Consider the following 14378-nt stretch of genomic DNA (forward strand, 5'->3'; position numbering starts at 1 on the left):
ACCGTGATCGGCGCGCGCATTGACCGGGCGCGCGAACCGCCGCACCATGCAGCTTCCTGACCTAAGGCCATCGCCGTGACCGGACTGACTCATCGCCAAGCCGAAATCCTCAACATCGCGCGAGCCTCGGGCCGCGTCATGGTCGAGGAGCTGGCGCGCCGGTTCGAGGTCTCGGCGCAGACCATCCGCAAGGATCTCAACGATCTCTGCGAGCGGAGATCGCTGACCCGCATTCATGGCGGCGCCATCATCGCCTCCGGCGTGGAAAACCTCGCCTATGAGGCGCGGCGGTTCGTCGCCGCCGACGAGAAGAAGGCGATTGGAGCCGCGGCCGCCTCACTGATTCCGAATGGCTGCTCGCTCTTCATCAACATCGGCACCACGACCGAGGAGGTCGCGAGCGCGCTGACCTCGCACGAGGACCTCCTCGTCATCACCAACAATCTGAACGTCGCCATGCTGCTGTACCGCCATCCCCGCATCGAGGTGGTGGTCGCCGGCGGCACGGTGCGGCGCGCCGACGGTGCGGTGGTCGGCTCGACCGCGACGCAGCTGATCGGCCAGTTCAAGGTTGACTACGCCATCATCGGGGCGTCCGCGATCGACGAGGAGGGCGCGCTGCTCGACTTCGACTATCGCGAGGTGCAGGTGGCGCAGGCCATCATCGCCAACGCCCGCAGCGTCATGCTGGTCGCTGATTCCACCAAGCTCCGGCGCAGCGCGCCGGTCCGCATCGCGCATATCAGCCAGATCCAGACCTTCGTCACTGACCAGGAATTGCCCGAGCGCCTCGCCACCATCTGCCACGGTAAGGGCATCGAGGTGATGGCGGCGATGCCGAAGGCGGCGGATGTCGATGATGCCCAAGCCGAGGCACAAGAAGCGCCCGAGGCGGCGCCGGTGGTGCGGCTGAGGTAGAATTCATGCGGCGTCCCATGGATTGAGTAGCGGGACGCCCGTTGGTTCGAAATCCCCCACATTGCGCGTGACAACCGTCAAGCCGTGAACAAGCGCGGTCGCTGCGATGAGAGCATCGCGTTCCGCCCGGGGGTTGGGAACGTGAAGTTGCGCACAGCGCTGCGCCACGGCTGTATCGATGGCCAGGATTCGCCCCTCAAAGCGAACCAGAATTTGGCCATCGATCCAGGTGCGCAGGACGGCACCTTGCGCCGCGTCTTTGCGCTCGATCAAGCGCGCGCCCAGCTCAATTTCGAGGATCGAGATGGCAGACATGAAGAAATTCGCCGCGGGAATTGCATTGGCCCATGCGACGACGTTGCGATCAGCTTTATCTGGCCGCCTCAGTTCGGAAATGACATTGGTGTCCAGCAGAAACATCAGTCGAGATCGGCAGCCCTAATCTCACCTGCCATGCGAGGCGGATCGAAATCGAACTCCGCGCTCACTTGCCCAAGAGCCTCGGCAAGGCTCATGTGCCCGCCGCTCAGACGCAAATATTCCTCGATTGAGAGCAGGACGTGGGCCGGACGGCCGCGGTCCGTAATGAAGACGGGCCCCTGCGATGCGGCCTTTTTCGCGCCGCTGGTGTCTTGATTGAATTCCCGACTGGTCAGGGTGGTCACCATCGTCAGCGCCTCCTCGCCGTGGCAGTGCCATACCGCCAAGTATATGTAGACATGTTGCTACATTCAAGGGGTTGAGCGCTCTGGTTGATGCGAGCCATGCCCGCATGCGATTCGATCGAGCCCTTTGCCCTCAAATGCGGCGCTCGGTCTGGCAATTTCTCACCTCATTGGCGCCGACTAAGTTCCGCTTTCACTTCCTTCCGCCTCTCTTTCATCTTGCTTTCGTTTCTCGGTGTGATCTAATCAAAAACGAAAGTAACCGCTCGATTGAACGGGCGGTCGCCGGGGGATGCGTCTGTTGGAGCGTATTTTCGACCTCGCCATTATCGGAGGCGGTGTTAACGGCTGCGGCATCGCGCGCGACGCGGTGGGCCGCGGCAACTCCGTTTTCCTGTGCGAAATGAATGATTTGGCGAGCGGGACGTCGTCCTGGTCGACCAAGCTGGTGCATGGCGGCCTGCGCTATCTCGAATATTACGAGTTTCGGCTGGTCCGCGAGGCGCTGATCGAGCGCGAGATCCTCTGGGGCATCGCGCCCCACATCATTCGCCCTCTGCGTTTCGTTTTGCCGCACCATGCGGGCTTGCGGCCAGCCTGGCTGCTGCGCCTCGGCCTCTTCCTCTATGACCACATCGGCGGCCGTCATCTGTTGCCGGCGACCCGCTCGGTCGACCTTCGGCGTGACGAGGTCGGCCGCCCGCTGATCCCGAACCGCTATGGCCGTGGGTTCGAATATTCCGACTGCTTCGTCGATGATGCCCGTCTGGTCGTGCTCAACGCACGCGACGCCGCCGACAAGGGCGCCGAGATCCGCACCCGCACTCGCGCGACAGATATCAAACAGTCAGACGGCATCTGGACCGTCAGCATGATCGACACGCTGACCGGCGCGCGTTCGTCGATCCAGGCCCGTGCGCTGGTCAATGCCGGCGGTCCCTGGGTCGAGGATGTGCTCGGCCGCGGCGCCGGCGTCAACGCCAAAGCCAAGGTGCGCCTGGTGCAAGGCTCGCACATCGTCGTGAAAAAGCTCTACGACCACGACCGCGCCTACATGTTCCAGAATGCCGACGGCCGCATCATCTTTGTCATTCCCTATCAGGACGATTTTACGCTGATCGGCACCACCGACCGCGACTATGACGGCGATCCCGCCAAGGTGAAGGCGACGGCCGAAGAGATTCAGTATCTCTGCACGGCGGCAAGTGAATATCTGGCCAAGCCTGTCACGCCCGATGACGTGGTCTGGACCTATTCCGGCGTCCGTCCGCTCTACGACGACGGCGCCAGCGAAGCCAAGGCCGCGACGCGCGACTATGTGTTCGAGCTCGACACGCCTGGCGGCGTGCCGCTGCTGTCGATCTATGGCGGCAAGATCACGACCTACCGCCGCCTCGCCGAGGAGGCGCTGGAGCGGCTCGGGCCCTATCTTCGCAGTGCGAAAGCGCGCGAAGGCTGGACCGGCAAATGGCCGCTGCCCGGCGGCGACATGGGCGTGTCCGATGTCGACGGTCTGATCGCCGAGCTTCAGCGCGGCTATCCCTTCCTCAGCCACGAGCATGCGCGGCGCCTCGCGCGCGCCTATGGCACGAGGGCGATCAAGCTGCTTGGGGATGCGAAATCGGCGGCCGATCTCGGCCAGGCCTTCGGCGCGACGCTGACCGAGCGCGAAGTCCGCTATCTCATGGCCCACGAATGGGCCGTTACCGCCGACGACGTCGTCTGGCGCCGTTCCAAGCTCGGCCTGCGACTAAGTGCCGATGAGATCGCGGCGCTTGACGACTGGATCAGGACCCACGCCGTGCAGCAAAGTCCCCTGCTGGAAGCGGGAGGACGCTCATGACCGTGACACTCGATCACATGACCCGGACTGTCGACGGTATCCCACACATCCGTGACGTCTCGCTGACGCTCGAGAGCGGCACGCTCAACGTGCTGCTCGGGCCGACGCTGTCGGGCAAGACCTCGATCATGCGGCTGCTCGCTGGCCTGGACAAGCCGACATCGGGCAAGTTGCTGGTCAATGGCAAGGACGTCACCGGTGTTGACGTGCGCCAACGCTCGGTCGCCATGGTCTATCAGCAGTTCATCAACTACCCCTCGCTGTCGGTTTACGAGAACATCGCTTCGCCCTTGCGCGTGCAGGGCAAGCCGCGGGCCGAAATCGAGGCGCGGGTCGCGGAAGCGGCCCGGCTGCTCCGGCTCGAGCCGTTCCTGAAGCGCACCCCGCTCCAGCTTTCCGGCGGCCAGCAGCAGCGAACCGCGATGGCGCGCGCGCTGGTGAAGGGCGCCGACCTCGTCCTGCTCGACGAGCCGCTCGCCAATCTCGACTACAAGCTCCGCGAGGAGCTGCGCACCGAGCTGCCGCGCATCTTCGAGGCGTCCGGTGCGATCTTCGTCTATGCCACCACCGAGCCGACCGAGGCGCTGCTGCTCGGCGGCAATACGGTGTGCATGTGGGAGGGGAAGGCGCTCCAGATCGGCGAGACGCCGAAGGTCTACCGGCGGCCCCAGACCTTGCGCGTCGCGCAGGTGTTCTCCGATCCGCCGCTCAATCTCGTCGGCATCGAGAAGAAGAACGGTTCTGTGCAATATGCGGGTGGCATCGCCGCGCCGGCGTCCGGTCTTTATTCCTCGCTCGCCGACGGCGCCTATCGCGTCGGATTTCGTGCCCATCAGCTCGCGCTTGCCAATGGCGAGACTGACCGCCACGCCTTCCATGCCACAGTAACGGTGACCGAGATCACCGGTTCGGAGAGTTTCGTGCATCTGACCCGCGATGGATCGAATTGGGTGGCGGTGTTGCACGGCGTGCACGAGTTCGAGCCCGGCCAGACGCTCGATGCCGTGCTCGATCCCAACGACGTTTTCGTGTTCGATGCTGCCGACCGGCTGGTCGCGGCACCCGCCATAGCGTTTTCAAGCGAAGTGCGTAGCGGTTCGCGTGAAGAAAACGCGTCAACAAATAAAGTTTCTTGAGGGAGGTGCGACATGGCCCGCATTGACCTCGTCGATCTCGCCCACTCCTACGGCGGCAATGATGCGCCGCAGGACAGCTTTGCTCTCAAGCCTGTCACCATGACGTGGCGGCAGGGCGGCGCCTACGCGTTGCTCGGGCCGTCCGGCTGCGGCAAGACCACGCTGCTCAACGTCATCTCCGGCATCATCACGCCCTCGCGGGGGAAAATCCTGTTCGACGGCGAGGACATCACACCGCTGTCAACCCAGAAGCGCAACATCGCCCAGGTGTTCCAGTTTCCGGTGATCTACGACACCATGACGGTGGGGCAGAATTTGGCGTTCCCTCTGAAGAACCGCGGCGTGCCGAAGGTCGAGATCGACAAGCGCGTCGCCGAGATCGGCCGCCTGCTCGACCTCGAGCCCTATCTGAACCGCAAGGCGACACGGCTCACGGCCGATGCCAAGCAGAAGATCTCGCTCGGCCGCGGCCTCGTCCGCTCCGACGTCGCCGCCGTGCTGTTCGACGAGCCGCTCACCGTGATCGACCCCGAGCTGAAATGGCAGCTCCGCTCCAAGCTGAAGGCGCTGCATCGCGAGCTCGACCTTACGATGATCTACGTCACCCACGACCAGACCGAAGCGCTGACCTTCGCCGACACCGTGGTGGTCATGCATGACGGCCGCGTGGTGCAGAGCGGTACGCCGGCCGAGCTGTTCGACAAGCCGGCGCACACCTTCGTCGGCTATTTCATCGGCTCGCCCGGCATGAACATCCTGCCGGCCGAGGTGAGGGGCCGCGAGGCCAGGATCGGCGGTCACGTCATCGCGCTCAACCGTAGCTACGACAAGCTGCCTGATGGCGCGAAGATCGAGATCGGCGTCCGTCCAGAATTCGTTGAGGCCGTCGCGCCTGCGCCCGGCCTGCTCAGTGCGAAGATCGAACGCGTGGACGACCTCGGCCGCATCCGCTTCGCGCGGGCGCGGCTCGGTGACGCAAAACTCGCGGCACGCGCGCCGGCCGGCTTCACCAGCCCGGACGGCACGGCCGGCCTGAAATTCGACCCGTCGCACGTCCACGTTTATGTCGACAGCCTTCTGGTGGAGGGAGCCGCCTGATGGACAAGACCGTCAACCAAAAAGCCTGGTTCCTGGTGCTGCCGGTGTTCCTGGTCGTCGCCTTCTCGGCAGTGCTGCCGTTGATGACGGTAGTGAACTATTCGATGCAGGATACCTTCGGCAACAACCAGTTCTTCTGGAACGGTGTCGGCTGGTTCAAGGAATTGCTCGATCCTTCGACCGATCTCGGCGGCCGCTTCCTGGCTTCGCTCGGCCGCAATCTGTTCTTCTCGCTGGTGATCCTCGCGATCGAGGTGCCGCTCGGCATCGTGGTCGCGCTGTCGATGCCGCGCCAGGGCTGGACGGTCGCGGCCTGCCTCGTCATCCTGGCGCTGCCGCTGCTGATCCCCTGGAACGTGGTCGGCACGATCTGGCAGATCTTCGGCCGCCCCGATATCGGCCTGCTCGGCTATGTCCTCAACGCCATCGGCATCGACTATAATTACGTCTCCAACGAGATCGACGCCTGGGTCACCGTCATCGTGATGGACGTCTGGCACTGGACGAGCCTGGTCGCGCTGCTCTGCTACGCCGGCCTGAAGTCGATTCCCGAAGCCTATTACCAGGCGGCGCAGATCGACGGCGCCTCGCGCTGGGCGGTGTTCAAGGCGATCCAGCTACCGAAGATGAACCGCGTGCTGCTGATCGCGGTGCTGCTGCGCTTCATGGACAGTTTCATGATCTACACCGAGCCGTTCGTGGTGACAGGTGGCGGTCCCGGCAATTCGACGACCTTCGTGTCGATCGAGCTGGTCAAGATCGCGCTGGGCCAGTTCGACCTCGGCAAGGCCGCCGCATTGTCGCTGGTCTACAACCTCATCATCCTGATCGTCTGCTGGATCTTCTACACCGTCATGACCAATGCCGGCGCCGAGCGGAAGCCGCAGGAAGGAGCCGCGTGATGCACTCGATCCCCGGCCGTCGCCTCATTATGGCGCTGTTCTTGATCTTCCTGCTGTTGCCGATCTACTGGCTCGTCAACATGAGCTTCAAGACCAACGCCGAGATCGTCTCGACGATGACGCTGTGGCCGCACGCCCCGACGCTCCAGCATTACAAGCGCATCTTCACCGACGAGAGCTGGTATTCCGGCTATATCAACTCGCTGGAATATGTCGTCCTCAACACCATCATCTCGATCTCGGTGGCGCTGCCGGCGGCCTATGCGTTCTCGCGCTACCGTTTCCTCGGCGACAAGCATCTGTTCTTCTGGCTGCTGTCGAACCGCATGGCGCCGGCCGCGGTCTATGCACTGCCGTTCTTCAACCTCTATTCGGCGATCGGGCTGTTCGATACGCCCTGGGCGGTCGCGCTCGCGCACTGCATCTTCAACGTCCCGCTTGCGGTGTGGATCCTGGAAGGCTTCGTTTCCGGCGTGCCGCGCGAGATCGACGAGACCGCCTTTCTCGACGGCTATTCCTTCCCGCGCTTCTTCATCAAGATCCTGGTGCCGCTGATCGCGAGCGGCATCGGCGTCGCCGCCTTCTTCTGCTTCATGTTCTCCTGGGTCGAGCTGCTGCTCGCGCGCACGCTGACCTCGGTGCAGGCCAAGCCGATCGCGGCGATCATGACGCGTACGGTATCGGCCGCGGGTATGGACTGGGGCCTGCTGGCCGCTGCCGGCGTGTTGACGATCATCCCGGGCGCGCTCGTGATCTGGTTCGTCCGCAATTATATCGCGAGCGGTTTCGCGCTCGGTCGGGTGTAGGGAGGCATCAATGGAATCTATTGCATGGATGGCCTGGACGCCGCCGACGGCGATCTTCTTTGTCGCGCTCGCCTGCACGTTGGCCGTGATGACCTGGCTTGGGGTGGCCTATCCCGAAGCCGAGCGAGTCGGCGTGCTGCGCATCCCGACCACGCGCGGCGACCGTCTGTTCATCTCCCTGATCACGGCGGCGGTCATCCACCTGCTCTGGATCGCTTTCGCCGGCACTGACGCCCTCGCCACGCTGCCGATCGGCGAGGACGGACTTGAAATTTCGCGCCTTTGGATCGCATCAGGAATTTCGCTGGCCACGGCCGTACTCATTTTCCGCACGGTCTAGCCCGCGAAGGAACGGCCAGATCCGGGACCAACCCGGGCCTGTAAAAAGTTTGTCGCTGCAACGGAGGAATAACATGCGGCAGTTTAGGAGAAGGGAACGTCCATTGACCAAGAATAGCTTTCTGACGATGTCCAGCGTCGCCGCCATCGTCGCGGTGTCGCTGGCCGTCTCGGCGCCGGTGCGCGCCGCCGACGACGCCGCGATCCAGAAGTGGATCGCGGAATTCCAGCCCTCGACGCTGTCGAAGGAAGACCAGAAGAAGGAGCTGGAGTGGTTCGCCAAGGCCGCCGAGCCCTTCAAGGGCATGGAGATCAACGTCGTCTCCGAGACCATCACGACCCACGAATACGAGGCGCAGACGCTGGCCAAGGCGTTCTCCGAACTCACCGGCATCAAGCTCAAGCACGACCTCATCCAGGAAGGTGACGTCGTCGAGAAGCTGCAGACCCAGATGCAGTCCGGCAAGAACGTGTACGACGGCTGGATCAACGATTCCGACCTGATCGGCACCCACTTCCGCTACGGCCAGACCATCGCGCTGTCGGACTACATGACCGGCGAGGGCAAGGACGTCACCGATCCCATGCTCGACGTCAACGACTTCATCGGCAAGTCGTTCGGCACCGCGCCGGACGGCAAGCTCTACCAGCTGCCCGACCAGCAGTTCGCCAACCTGTACTGGTTCCGCTACGACTGGTTCACCAACGCCGACTACAAAGCCAAGTTCAAGGCCAAGTATGGCTACGAGCTCGGCGTGCCCGTGAACTGGTCGGCCTATGAAGACATCGCCGAGTTCTTCACCAACGACATCAAGGAGATCAACGGCGTCAAGGTCTATGGCCATATGGACTATGGCAAGAAGGACCCGTCGCTCGGCTGGCGTTTCACCGACGCCTGGCTGTCGATGGCCGGTAACGGCGACAAGGGCATCCCGAACGGTCTGCCGGTCGACGAATGGGGCATCCGCATGGAAGGCTGCCGTCCGGTCGGCTCCTCGGTGGAGCGTGGTGGCGACACCAACGGTCCGGCCGCGGTCTACTCGATCACCAAGTACCTCGATTGGATGAAGAAGTATGCTCCGCCGCAGGCCCAGGGCATGACCTTCTCCGAATCGGGTCCGGTGCCGGCGCAGGGGAACATCGCCCAGCAGATGTTCTGGTACACCGCCTTCACCGCCGACATGGTGAAGCCGGGCATCGCCGTGATGAACGCGGACGGTACGCCGAAGTGGCGTATGGCTCCGTCGCCGCACGGTTCGTACTGGAAGGAAGGCATGAAGCTCGGCTACCAGGACGCTGGCTCGCTGACGCTGCTGAAGTCGACCCCGGCGGATCGCCGCAAGGCAGCCTGGCTCTATCTCCAGTTCATCGTCTCCAAGTCGGTGTCGCTGAAGAAGAGCCATGTCGGCCTCACGTTCATCCGTGAATCCGACATCTGGGACAAGTCGTTCACGGAGCGTGCGCCGAAGCTTGGCGGCCTGATCGAGTTCTACCGCTCGCCCGCGCGCGTGCAGTGGACCCCGACCGGCAACAACGTGCCCGACTATCCGAAGCTGGCGCAGCTGTGGTGGCAGAACATCGGCGATGCGTCGTCCGGCGCGAAGACGCCGCAAGCCGCGATGGACTCGCTTGCCGCTGCGCAGGACTCCGTCATGGAGCGTCTGGAGAAGTCCGGCGTGCAGGGCGCCTGCGGTCCGAAGCTGCACAAGAAGGAAACGGCCGAGTACTGGTTCGCCAAGGCCCAGAAGGACGGCACGATTGCTCCGCAACGCAAGCTCGCCAACGAGAAGCCGAAGGGCGAGACGGTCGACTACGACACCCTGATCAAGTCGTGGCCGGCACAGCCCCCGAAGCGCGCGGAAGCGAAGTAAGCGCCGCGTCGAGCGACATCAAAAAACGAAAGGCCGGGAGCAATCCCGGCCTTTTTCCTTTTTATTGTCGTGGATTTGCTTCCACACCGTCATTGCGAGCGAAGCGAAGCAATCCAGAGTCTTTCCACGGAGGTAGTCTGGATTGCTTCGTCGCTTCGCTCCTCGCAATGACGGAGGATGGAGCGACGACGACGCCTTACTCCGCCGGTTCGGCCGCCAGCGTCGGGTAGTCCGTGTATCCCTTCGCGCCGCCGCCGTAGAACGAGTTCTTGTCCCAATCGTTCAGTGCCGCGCCCGTCTTCAGCCGCTCGACCAGATCGGGGTTGGAGATGAACGGCTTGCCGAAGGCGATGAGATCGGCCGCGTTCGCGTCCAGAACCTTGCTGGCGAGATCGAAATCATAGCCGTTGTTGGCGATGTAGGCGCCGGGGAAGCGCTTGCGCAGGGCCGCATAGTCGAACGGGGCGATGTCGCGCGGACCGCCGGTGGCGCCTTCGACGACGTGGAGATAGACGAGCTTCAGCGCGGCGAGCCCGTCGACGATATGGTCGTACAAGGCTTGCGGGTTCGAATCCGAGATGTCGTTGGCCGGCGTCACCGGCGAGATGCGGATGCCGGTGCGCTCGGCGCCGGCTTCGGCCGCGACGGCCTTGGAGACTTCCAGCATCAGCCGCGCCCGGTTCTCGATCGAGCCGCCATAGGCGTCGGTACGCTTGTTGGTGCCGTCCTTGGCGAACTGCTCGAGCAGATAGCCGTTGGAGCCGTGGATCTCGACGCCGTCGAACCCGGCCTCAAGTGCGTTCCTCGTGGCGCGCTTGAAATCGTCGATGATCCCTGGAATTTCGGAGAGCTCGAGCGCGCGGGGCTCGGAGACGTCGGCGAAGCCGCCGTTGACGAAAGTCTTGCCCTTGGCGCGGATCGCGCTCGGCGCCACCGGGGCTGCGCCATTGGCCTGAAGGTCGACGTGCGAGATGCGGCCGACATGCCAGAGCTGGATGAAGATCTTGCCGCCGCGCTGGTGCACCTGATCGGTGACCTTGCGCCAGCCGGCAACCTGCTCCTTGGAGTAGATGCCGGGGGTGTCCTGGTAGCCTTGGCCCTGCTGCGAGACCTGGCTTGCTTCGGTAATCAGAAGCCCAGCCGAGGCGCGCTGGGCGTAATAGTCGGCGGCGAGCGCGCCCGGTACGAAGGTGCCGGGAACGGCGCGGTTGCGCGTCAGCGGCGCCATCACGAAACGGTTCGCCAGCGTGATCGGGCCGAGCTTGTAGGTCTCAAACAATTTGGTCGAACGGCTCATGAGAATGCTTCCAGGCGGTGAGAGATCCGGAACACTTGTGCATTGCGACACGAGGCGCAAGGGAGGAGCCATACGGAAAGCGCAGGCGAGCTGCGCACGGGCGTTGCGCAGCTTAATTGATGTGCAATTGCGGGCCGCGCCAGTGGATTTGATCTCCCTGCCGCGGTCGCACGAGTTGGAAAACTCAGTTCGCGCCCATGTAGTCGCGCTTTCCGATTTCGACGCCGTTGTGACGCAAGATCCCGTGGGCGGTCGCGGCATGGAAATAGAAGTTCGGCAGCGAGAACGCGCTCAGGAATTGCTGGCCCTTCATGGTGATGGACTTGTCGGGGCCGGCCGGGAAGGTGACATCCTTGGTGTCGGCGCCCTCGAACTGCGCCGGCTTGAACGATTGCACATAGTCGATGGTCTTCGCCAGGCGCTGCTTCAATTCGGCAAAGCTGGTCTCGGTGTCCGGTGTGGAGGGCACTTCGCTATGGGTCAGCCGGGCGCAGCCCTTGGCTGCGAAATCGCTGACGAGCTGGATCTGCTTCGAGAGCGGCAGCATGTCCGGAAACAGGCGGGAGCCGAGCAGGACGGCGGGATCGACCTTCTTGGCCGCACAATGCGCCTCGGCTTTCGTGAGCAGGCCGGTCAGGCTGTTCAGCATTTGCAAATAGGCGGGAACGACGGCGTCGTGGAAGGACATGTGATGCTCGCTCTGTGGTGGGAAATCTCAGGAGAAAAACCTGAGCCACTCACATGGGAACCTCATGGAAAAATACAATCGCGCGAGCGGCTTGTGCAGTGCGAAAATTCTACCGAGCGGGCTTGCGGTGCTATCGGCGCCATACCCCCCCGCTGTCATCGTTAGGCTTGACCGGACGATCCAGTACTCCGAGGCAGCTGTGATTGTATCGATAGGCCGCGGCGTACTGGATGCCCCGCTTCGCGGGGCGTGACAGCGATTCTAGTGCTTAGCGGATCGTGGCCGCCGGCTGTGCCTGCGCCGTGCCACCGCGCATGCGGGCGAGCAGCTCGGCCGTCGGCCAGGAATCGGCCGGCAGACCGTATTTGATCTGCATCGCCTTCACCGCGGCGCGGCTCTGCTGGCCCAGCACGCCGTCGACCTTGCCGACGTTGAAGCCGGACTGGACCAGAAGCTGCTGCAATTGCTTGAGCTCGTTGAACGGCAGCTGCGCGACCGGTGTGGACGGCTTTCGCATCGGAGCCGCGCCCGCGATGCGGGTGGCGAGATAACCCGCGGTGGTCGAATAGATCAGCGAGTTATTCCACTCGGTGTAGGCCGCGAAATTCGGGTACGCCATGAAGGCCGGACCGAAGCGTCCCATCGGCAGCAGCACGGATGCCGCCAGGTTGTCGTTCGGCAGCGGTCGGCCGTCGGGATAGGTGACGCCGAGTTGTGCCCATTTCGAGCGCGGCTCTCGCACCGTGAGATCGGTCTGATCCCACGGCAGGTTTTGCGGCACCCTGATCTCCTCCAGCCACGGCTCGCCGCGCCGCCACTTCAAGCCATTGGCGATGTAGTTCGCGGTCGAGCCAATCACGTCGTCCTCGCTGCGGAGGAGGTCACGCCGTCCGTCGCTGTCATAGTCGACGGCATAGTTGACGTAATGCACGGGCAGGAACTGGGTTTGTCCGAGCTCGCCCGCCCAGGAGCCGACCATCTCGTCGGGATGCAAATCACCGCGATCGATGATCTTCAGCGCGGCGATGGTCTCGTTCACGAACATCTCCGAGCGGCGGCAATCATAGGCCAGCGACACCAGCGATTTCAGTGTCGGCAGATTGCCCATGTTGACGCCGAAGTCGCTCTCCAGTCCCCAGAACGCGGCGATCACCGCCGGCGGCACGCCGTATTCCTTTTCCGCGCGGGCGAATGCGGCCGCATGTTGCTTGATGTGCTGTTGGCCGTTCTGCATGCGATAGGGCGCGGCCATGCGGCCGGCAAATTCGGTAAAGAGCTGGCCGAACACGCGCTGACCACGGTCGCGGTTGACGATGCCCTGGTCGTAGACGAGGTAAGGCGAGGCCGCCGCGATCGTCCGCTGCGACACGCCGGCGGCAACAGCCTGCTGTTTCACATCGGCCAGGAAGCGATCGAAGTTCGCGCCGTTATGGCACGACGCCGCGTGCGGTGAGGGCGCGGTGGCCCTGGGGGCCGCCGGCTTTGCGGGTGGCGGAGCGAACTGGGCGGAGGCGGGAAGGGCGAGCGTGAGCAGGGCGGCGGCCGCGATCGCAAATCGGGTCTGGAGCATGAGGTTTCCGGCGGGGAAGGGGCGTGGGGAATCTTGCCAAAGCTTAAGGGAATTGAGCGCCTCAAACCATCCCTTCGTCATGACCGCGCAGGCGGGACAAGCCCGGGCATGACGGAAAGGCAATGTTGGGCCAGTGCCGCGTCTCCGCGACGCACCCTGAAACCTTGCACGTGGACGGGGGTCATCCCTACCTCATGCTCGCCGGCCCGCAACGCCTCCAGCGGCCACGGCCGGCCTCGGGAGACGGCCATGAACTATCTTCGTACCGCAATGCTGCTCGCAGGCCTCACCGCCCTGTTCATGGGCGTCGGCTATCTGATCGGCGGCGCCGGCGGCGCCATGATTGCGCTCGTCATTGCCGCGGCGACCAATCTCTTCACCTACTGGAACTCCGACCGGATGGTGCTGTCGATGTATGGCGCCCATGAGGTCGACCGCAGCAGCGCCCCGGAGCTGGTCGGGCTCGTGGCCGAGCTTGCGAGCCGCGCCGGCTTGCCGATGCCGCGCGTGTTCCTGATGGATGAGCCGCAGCCCAACGCGTTTGCCACCGGGCGCAATCCCGAGAATGCCGCGGTTGCGGTCACCACCGGGCTGATGCGCCAGCTCAGCCGCGAGGAGCTCGCCGGCGTGATCGCGCACGAGCTCGCCCATATCAAGCACCACGACACGCTGCTGATGACTGTGACCGCGACCATCGCGGGCGCGATCTCGATGCTGGCGCAGTTCGGCATGTTCTTCGGAGGCAACCGCGACAACAACGGCCCGGGCATCGTCGGCTCGATCCTGATGATGATCCTTGCCCCGCTCGGCGCCATGCTGGTGCAGATGGCCATCAGTCGTACGCGCGAATATGCCGCGGACAATCTCGGCGCACGCATCGCCGGTCAGCCGATGTGGCTGGCATCGGCGCTGGTGAAGATCGAAGGCGCGGCGCATCAGGTCCCGAATGTCGAGGCGGAACGAAATCCCGCCACCGCGCACATGTTCATCATCAATCCGCTGTCGGGCCATGGCGTGGACAATCTGTTCGCCACCCATCCCTCGACGCAGAATCGCATCGCGGCGCTTCAGCAGCTAGCAGCCGAGCTTGGCGCGCAGGCGGCGCCATCGGTCGGCGCCAATGAGAACTATCCGCCGCGAAGCCCGTGGGGCCGCTCGTCCTCGCGCGGTCCTTGGGGTTGATGCAGACGCGGCCCTAATTTGCGCGCTTTGTGACCTGTCGCACACAGGGCGGTCCCGGCCGGT

The 14378-nt window shown here is 63.8% G+C and carries 14 protein-coding genes; 9 read left to right on the forward strand and 5 right to left on the reverse strand.

Features of this window, described 5'->3' with window-relative positions; all coding sequences use genetic code 11:
* The first annotated feature begins 75 nt into the window (after positions 1-75).
* A complete protein-coding gene (locus AC0L27_RS30700; RefSeq protein WP_275171480.1) occupies positions 76-918 on the forward strand; it encodes a DeoR/GlpR family DNA-binding transcription regulator in 843 nt (280 codons plus the stop codon).
* Positions 919-921: 3 nt separating this feature from the next.
* Here AC0L27_RS30700 and AC0L27_RS30705 read toward each other — a convergent pair whose 3' ends face one another.
* Complete coding sequence (locus AC0L27_RS30705) at positions 922-1338, reverse strand: type II toxin-antitoxin system VapC family toxin (RefSeq protein ID WP_354209145.1); 417 nt, start codon at positions 1336-1338, stop codon at positions 922-924.
* Positions 1338-1586 (reverse strand): type II toxin-antitoxin system prevent-host-death family antitoxin, encoded by a 249-nt coding sequence (locus AC0L27_RS30710; RefSeq protein ID WP_354057328.1) that lies wholly within the window; start codon positions 1584-1586, stop codon positions 1338-1340. The genes AC0L27_RS30705 and AC0L27_RS30710 overlap by 1 nt, the downstream gene beginning before the upstream one ends.
* Positions 1587-1875: 289 nt before the next feature.
* Here AC0L27_RS30710 and glpD point away from each other — a divergent pair, with 289 nt between their 5' ends.
* From glpD to AC0L27_RS30745, 7 genes are all read left to right on the forward strand, one after another.
* Entirely contained in the window at positions 1876-3426 is a 1551-nt protein-coding gene (glpD, locus tag AC0L27_RS30715) for a glycerol-3-phosphate dehydrogenase (RefSeq protein WP_354209144.1), read from the forward strand.
* Complete coding sequence (locus AC0L27_RS30720; RefSeq protein ID WP_354256351.1) at positions 3423-4562, forward strand: ABC transporter ATP-binding protein; 1140 nt, start codon at positions 3423-3425, stop codon at positions 4560-4562. Before glpD ends, AC0L27_RS30720 begins: the two co-directional genes overlap by 4 nt.
* 12 nt (positions 4563-4574) lie before the next feature.
* Positions 4575-5660: an ABC transporter ATP-binding protein gene (locus tag AC0L27_RS30725; RefSeq protein WP_275171484.1), complete on the forward strand. Its 1086-nt coding sequence runs from the start codon at positions 4575-4577 to the stop codon at positions 5658-5660.
* Positions 5660-6562: a carbohydrate ABC transporter permease gene (locus AC0L27_RS30730; protein ID WP_275171486.1), complete on the forward strand. Its 903-nt coding sequence runs from the start codon at positions 5660-5662 to the stop codon at positions 6560-6562. Before AC0L27_RS30725 ends, AC0L27_RS30730 begins: the two co-directional genes overlap by 1 nt.
* Entirely contained in the window at positions 6562-7368 is an 807-nt protein-coding gene (locus AC0L27_RS30735; protein WP_007606994.1) for a carbohydrate ABC transporter permease, read from the forward strand. Before AC0L27_RS30730 ends, AC0L27_RS30735 begins: the two co-directional genes overlap by 1 nt.
* Before the next feature lie 10 nt (positions 7369-7378).
* Positions 7379-7708, forward strand: coding sequence for a DUF2160 domain-containing protein (locus AC0L27_RS30740; RefSeq protein ID WP_211398805.1), 330 nt, complete (start codon positions 7379-7381; stop codon positions 7706-7708).
* A gap of 127 nt (positions 7709-7835) precedes the next feature.
* Positions 7836-9578 carry an ABC transporter substrate-binding protein gene (locus tag AC0L27_RS30745; protein ID WP_275171808.1) on the forward strand — a complete coding sequence of 581 codons (1743 nt, stop codon included), beginning with the start codon at positions 7836-7838 and terminating at the stop codon, positions 9576-9578.
* A gap of 196 nt (positions 9579-9774) precedes the next feature.
* Here the strand turns inward: AC0L27_RS30745 and AC0L27_RS30750 are convergent, their stop codons facing one another.
* The 3 genes from AC0L27_RS30750 to AC0L27_RS30760 form a co-directional block, all read right to left on the reverse strand.
* Positions 9775-10875: an alkene reductase gene (locus tag AC0L27_RS30750; protein WP_354209142.1), complete on the reverse strand. Its 1101-nt coding sequence runs from the start codon at positions 10873-10875 to the stop codon at positions 9775-9777.
* Positions 10876-11059: 184 nt separating this feature from the next.
* On the reverse strand, positions 11060-11563 hold the full coding sequence (locus AC0L27_RS30755; RefSeq protein WP_354209141.1) for a DUF1993 domain-containing protein: 504 nt from the start codon (positions 11561-11563) through the stop codon (positions 11060-11062).
* A 268-nt stretch (positions 11564-11831) separates the two neighbouring features.
* Positions 11832-13133, reverse strand: coding sequence for a lytic murein transglycosylase (locus tag AC0L27_RS30760; RefSeq protein ID WP_473321452.1), 1302 nt, complete (start codon positions 13131-13133; stop codon positions 11832-11834).
* Positions 13134-13382: 249 nt separating this feature from the next.
* On the opposite strand from AC0L27_RS30760, the gene htpX reads away from it, so the two are divergent.
* On the forward strand, positions 13383-14315 hold the full coding sequence (gene htpX / locus AC0L27_RS30765; RefSeq protein ID WP_354209139.1) for a zinc metalloprotease HtpX: 933 nt from the start codon (positions 13383-13385) through the stop codon (positions 14313-14315).
* Positions 14316-14378 lie beyond the last annotated feature (63 nt).

The sequence above is a fragment of the Bradyrhizobium sp. Ken51 genome (assembly GCF_055807435.1).

Excerpts from the sequence above, each read along its gene's own strand:
- AC0L27_RS30705 (WP_354209145.1), bottom strand. The coding sequence starts at position 1,338 with ATGTTTCTGCTGGACACCAATGTCATTTCCGAACTGAGGCGGCCAGAT.
- AC0L27_RS30710 (WP_354057328.1), bottom strand. The coding sequence starts at position 1,586 with ATGGTGACCACCCTGACCAGTCGGGAATTCAATCAAGACACCAGCGGC.
- glpD (WP_354209144.1), top strand. The coding sequence starts at position 1,876 with ATGCGTCTGTTGGAGCGTATTTTCGACCTCGCCATTATCGGAGGCGGT.
- AC0L27_RS30720 (WP_354256351.1), top strand. The coding sequence starts at position 3,423 with ATGACCGTGACACTCGATCACATGACCCGGACTGTCGACGGTATCCCA.
- AC0L27_RS30725 (WP_275171484.1), top strand. The coding sequence starts at position 4,575 with ATGGCCCGCATTGACCTCGTCGATCTCGCCCACTCCTACGGCGGCAAT.
- AC0L27_RS30730 (WP_275171486.1), top strand. The coding sequence starts at position 5,660 with ATGGACAAGACCGTCAACCAAAAAGCCTGGTTCCTGGTGCTGCCGGTG.
- AC0L27_RS30735 (WP_007606994.1), top strand. The coding sequence starts at position 6,562 with ATGCACTCGATCCCCGGCCGTCGCCTCATTATGGCGCTGTTCTTGATC.
- AC0L27_RS30740 (WP_211398805.1), top strand. The coding sequence starts at position 7,379 with ATGGAATCTATTGCATGGATGGCCTGGACGCCGCCGACGGCGATCTTC.
- AC0L27_RS30745 (WP_275171808.1), top strand. The coding sequence starts at position 7,836 with ATGTCCAGCGTCGCCGCCATCGTCGCGGTGTCGCTGGCCGTCTCGGCG.
- AC0L27_RS30750 (WP_354209142.1), bottom strand. The coding sequence starts at position 10,875 with ATGAGCCGTTCGACCAAATTGTTTGAGACCTACAAGCTCGGCCCGATC.
- AC0L27_RS30755 (WP_354209141.1), bottom strand. The coding sequence starts at position 11,563 with ATGTCCTTCCACGACGCCGTCGTTCCCGCCTATTTGCAAATGCTGAAC.
- AC0L27_RS30760 (WP_473321452.1), bottom strand. The coding sequence starts at position 13,133 with ATGCTCCAGACCCGATTTGCGATCGCGGCCGCCGCCCTGCTCACGCTC.
- htpX (WP_354209139.1), top strand. The coding sequence starts at position 13,383 with ATGAACTATCTTCGTACCGCAATGCTGCTCGCAGGCCTCACCGCCCTG.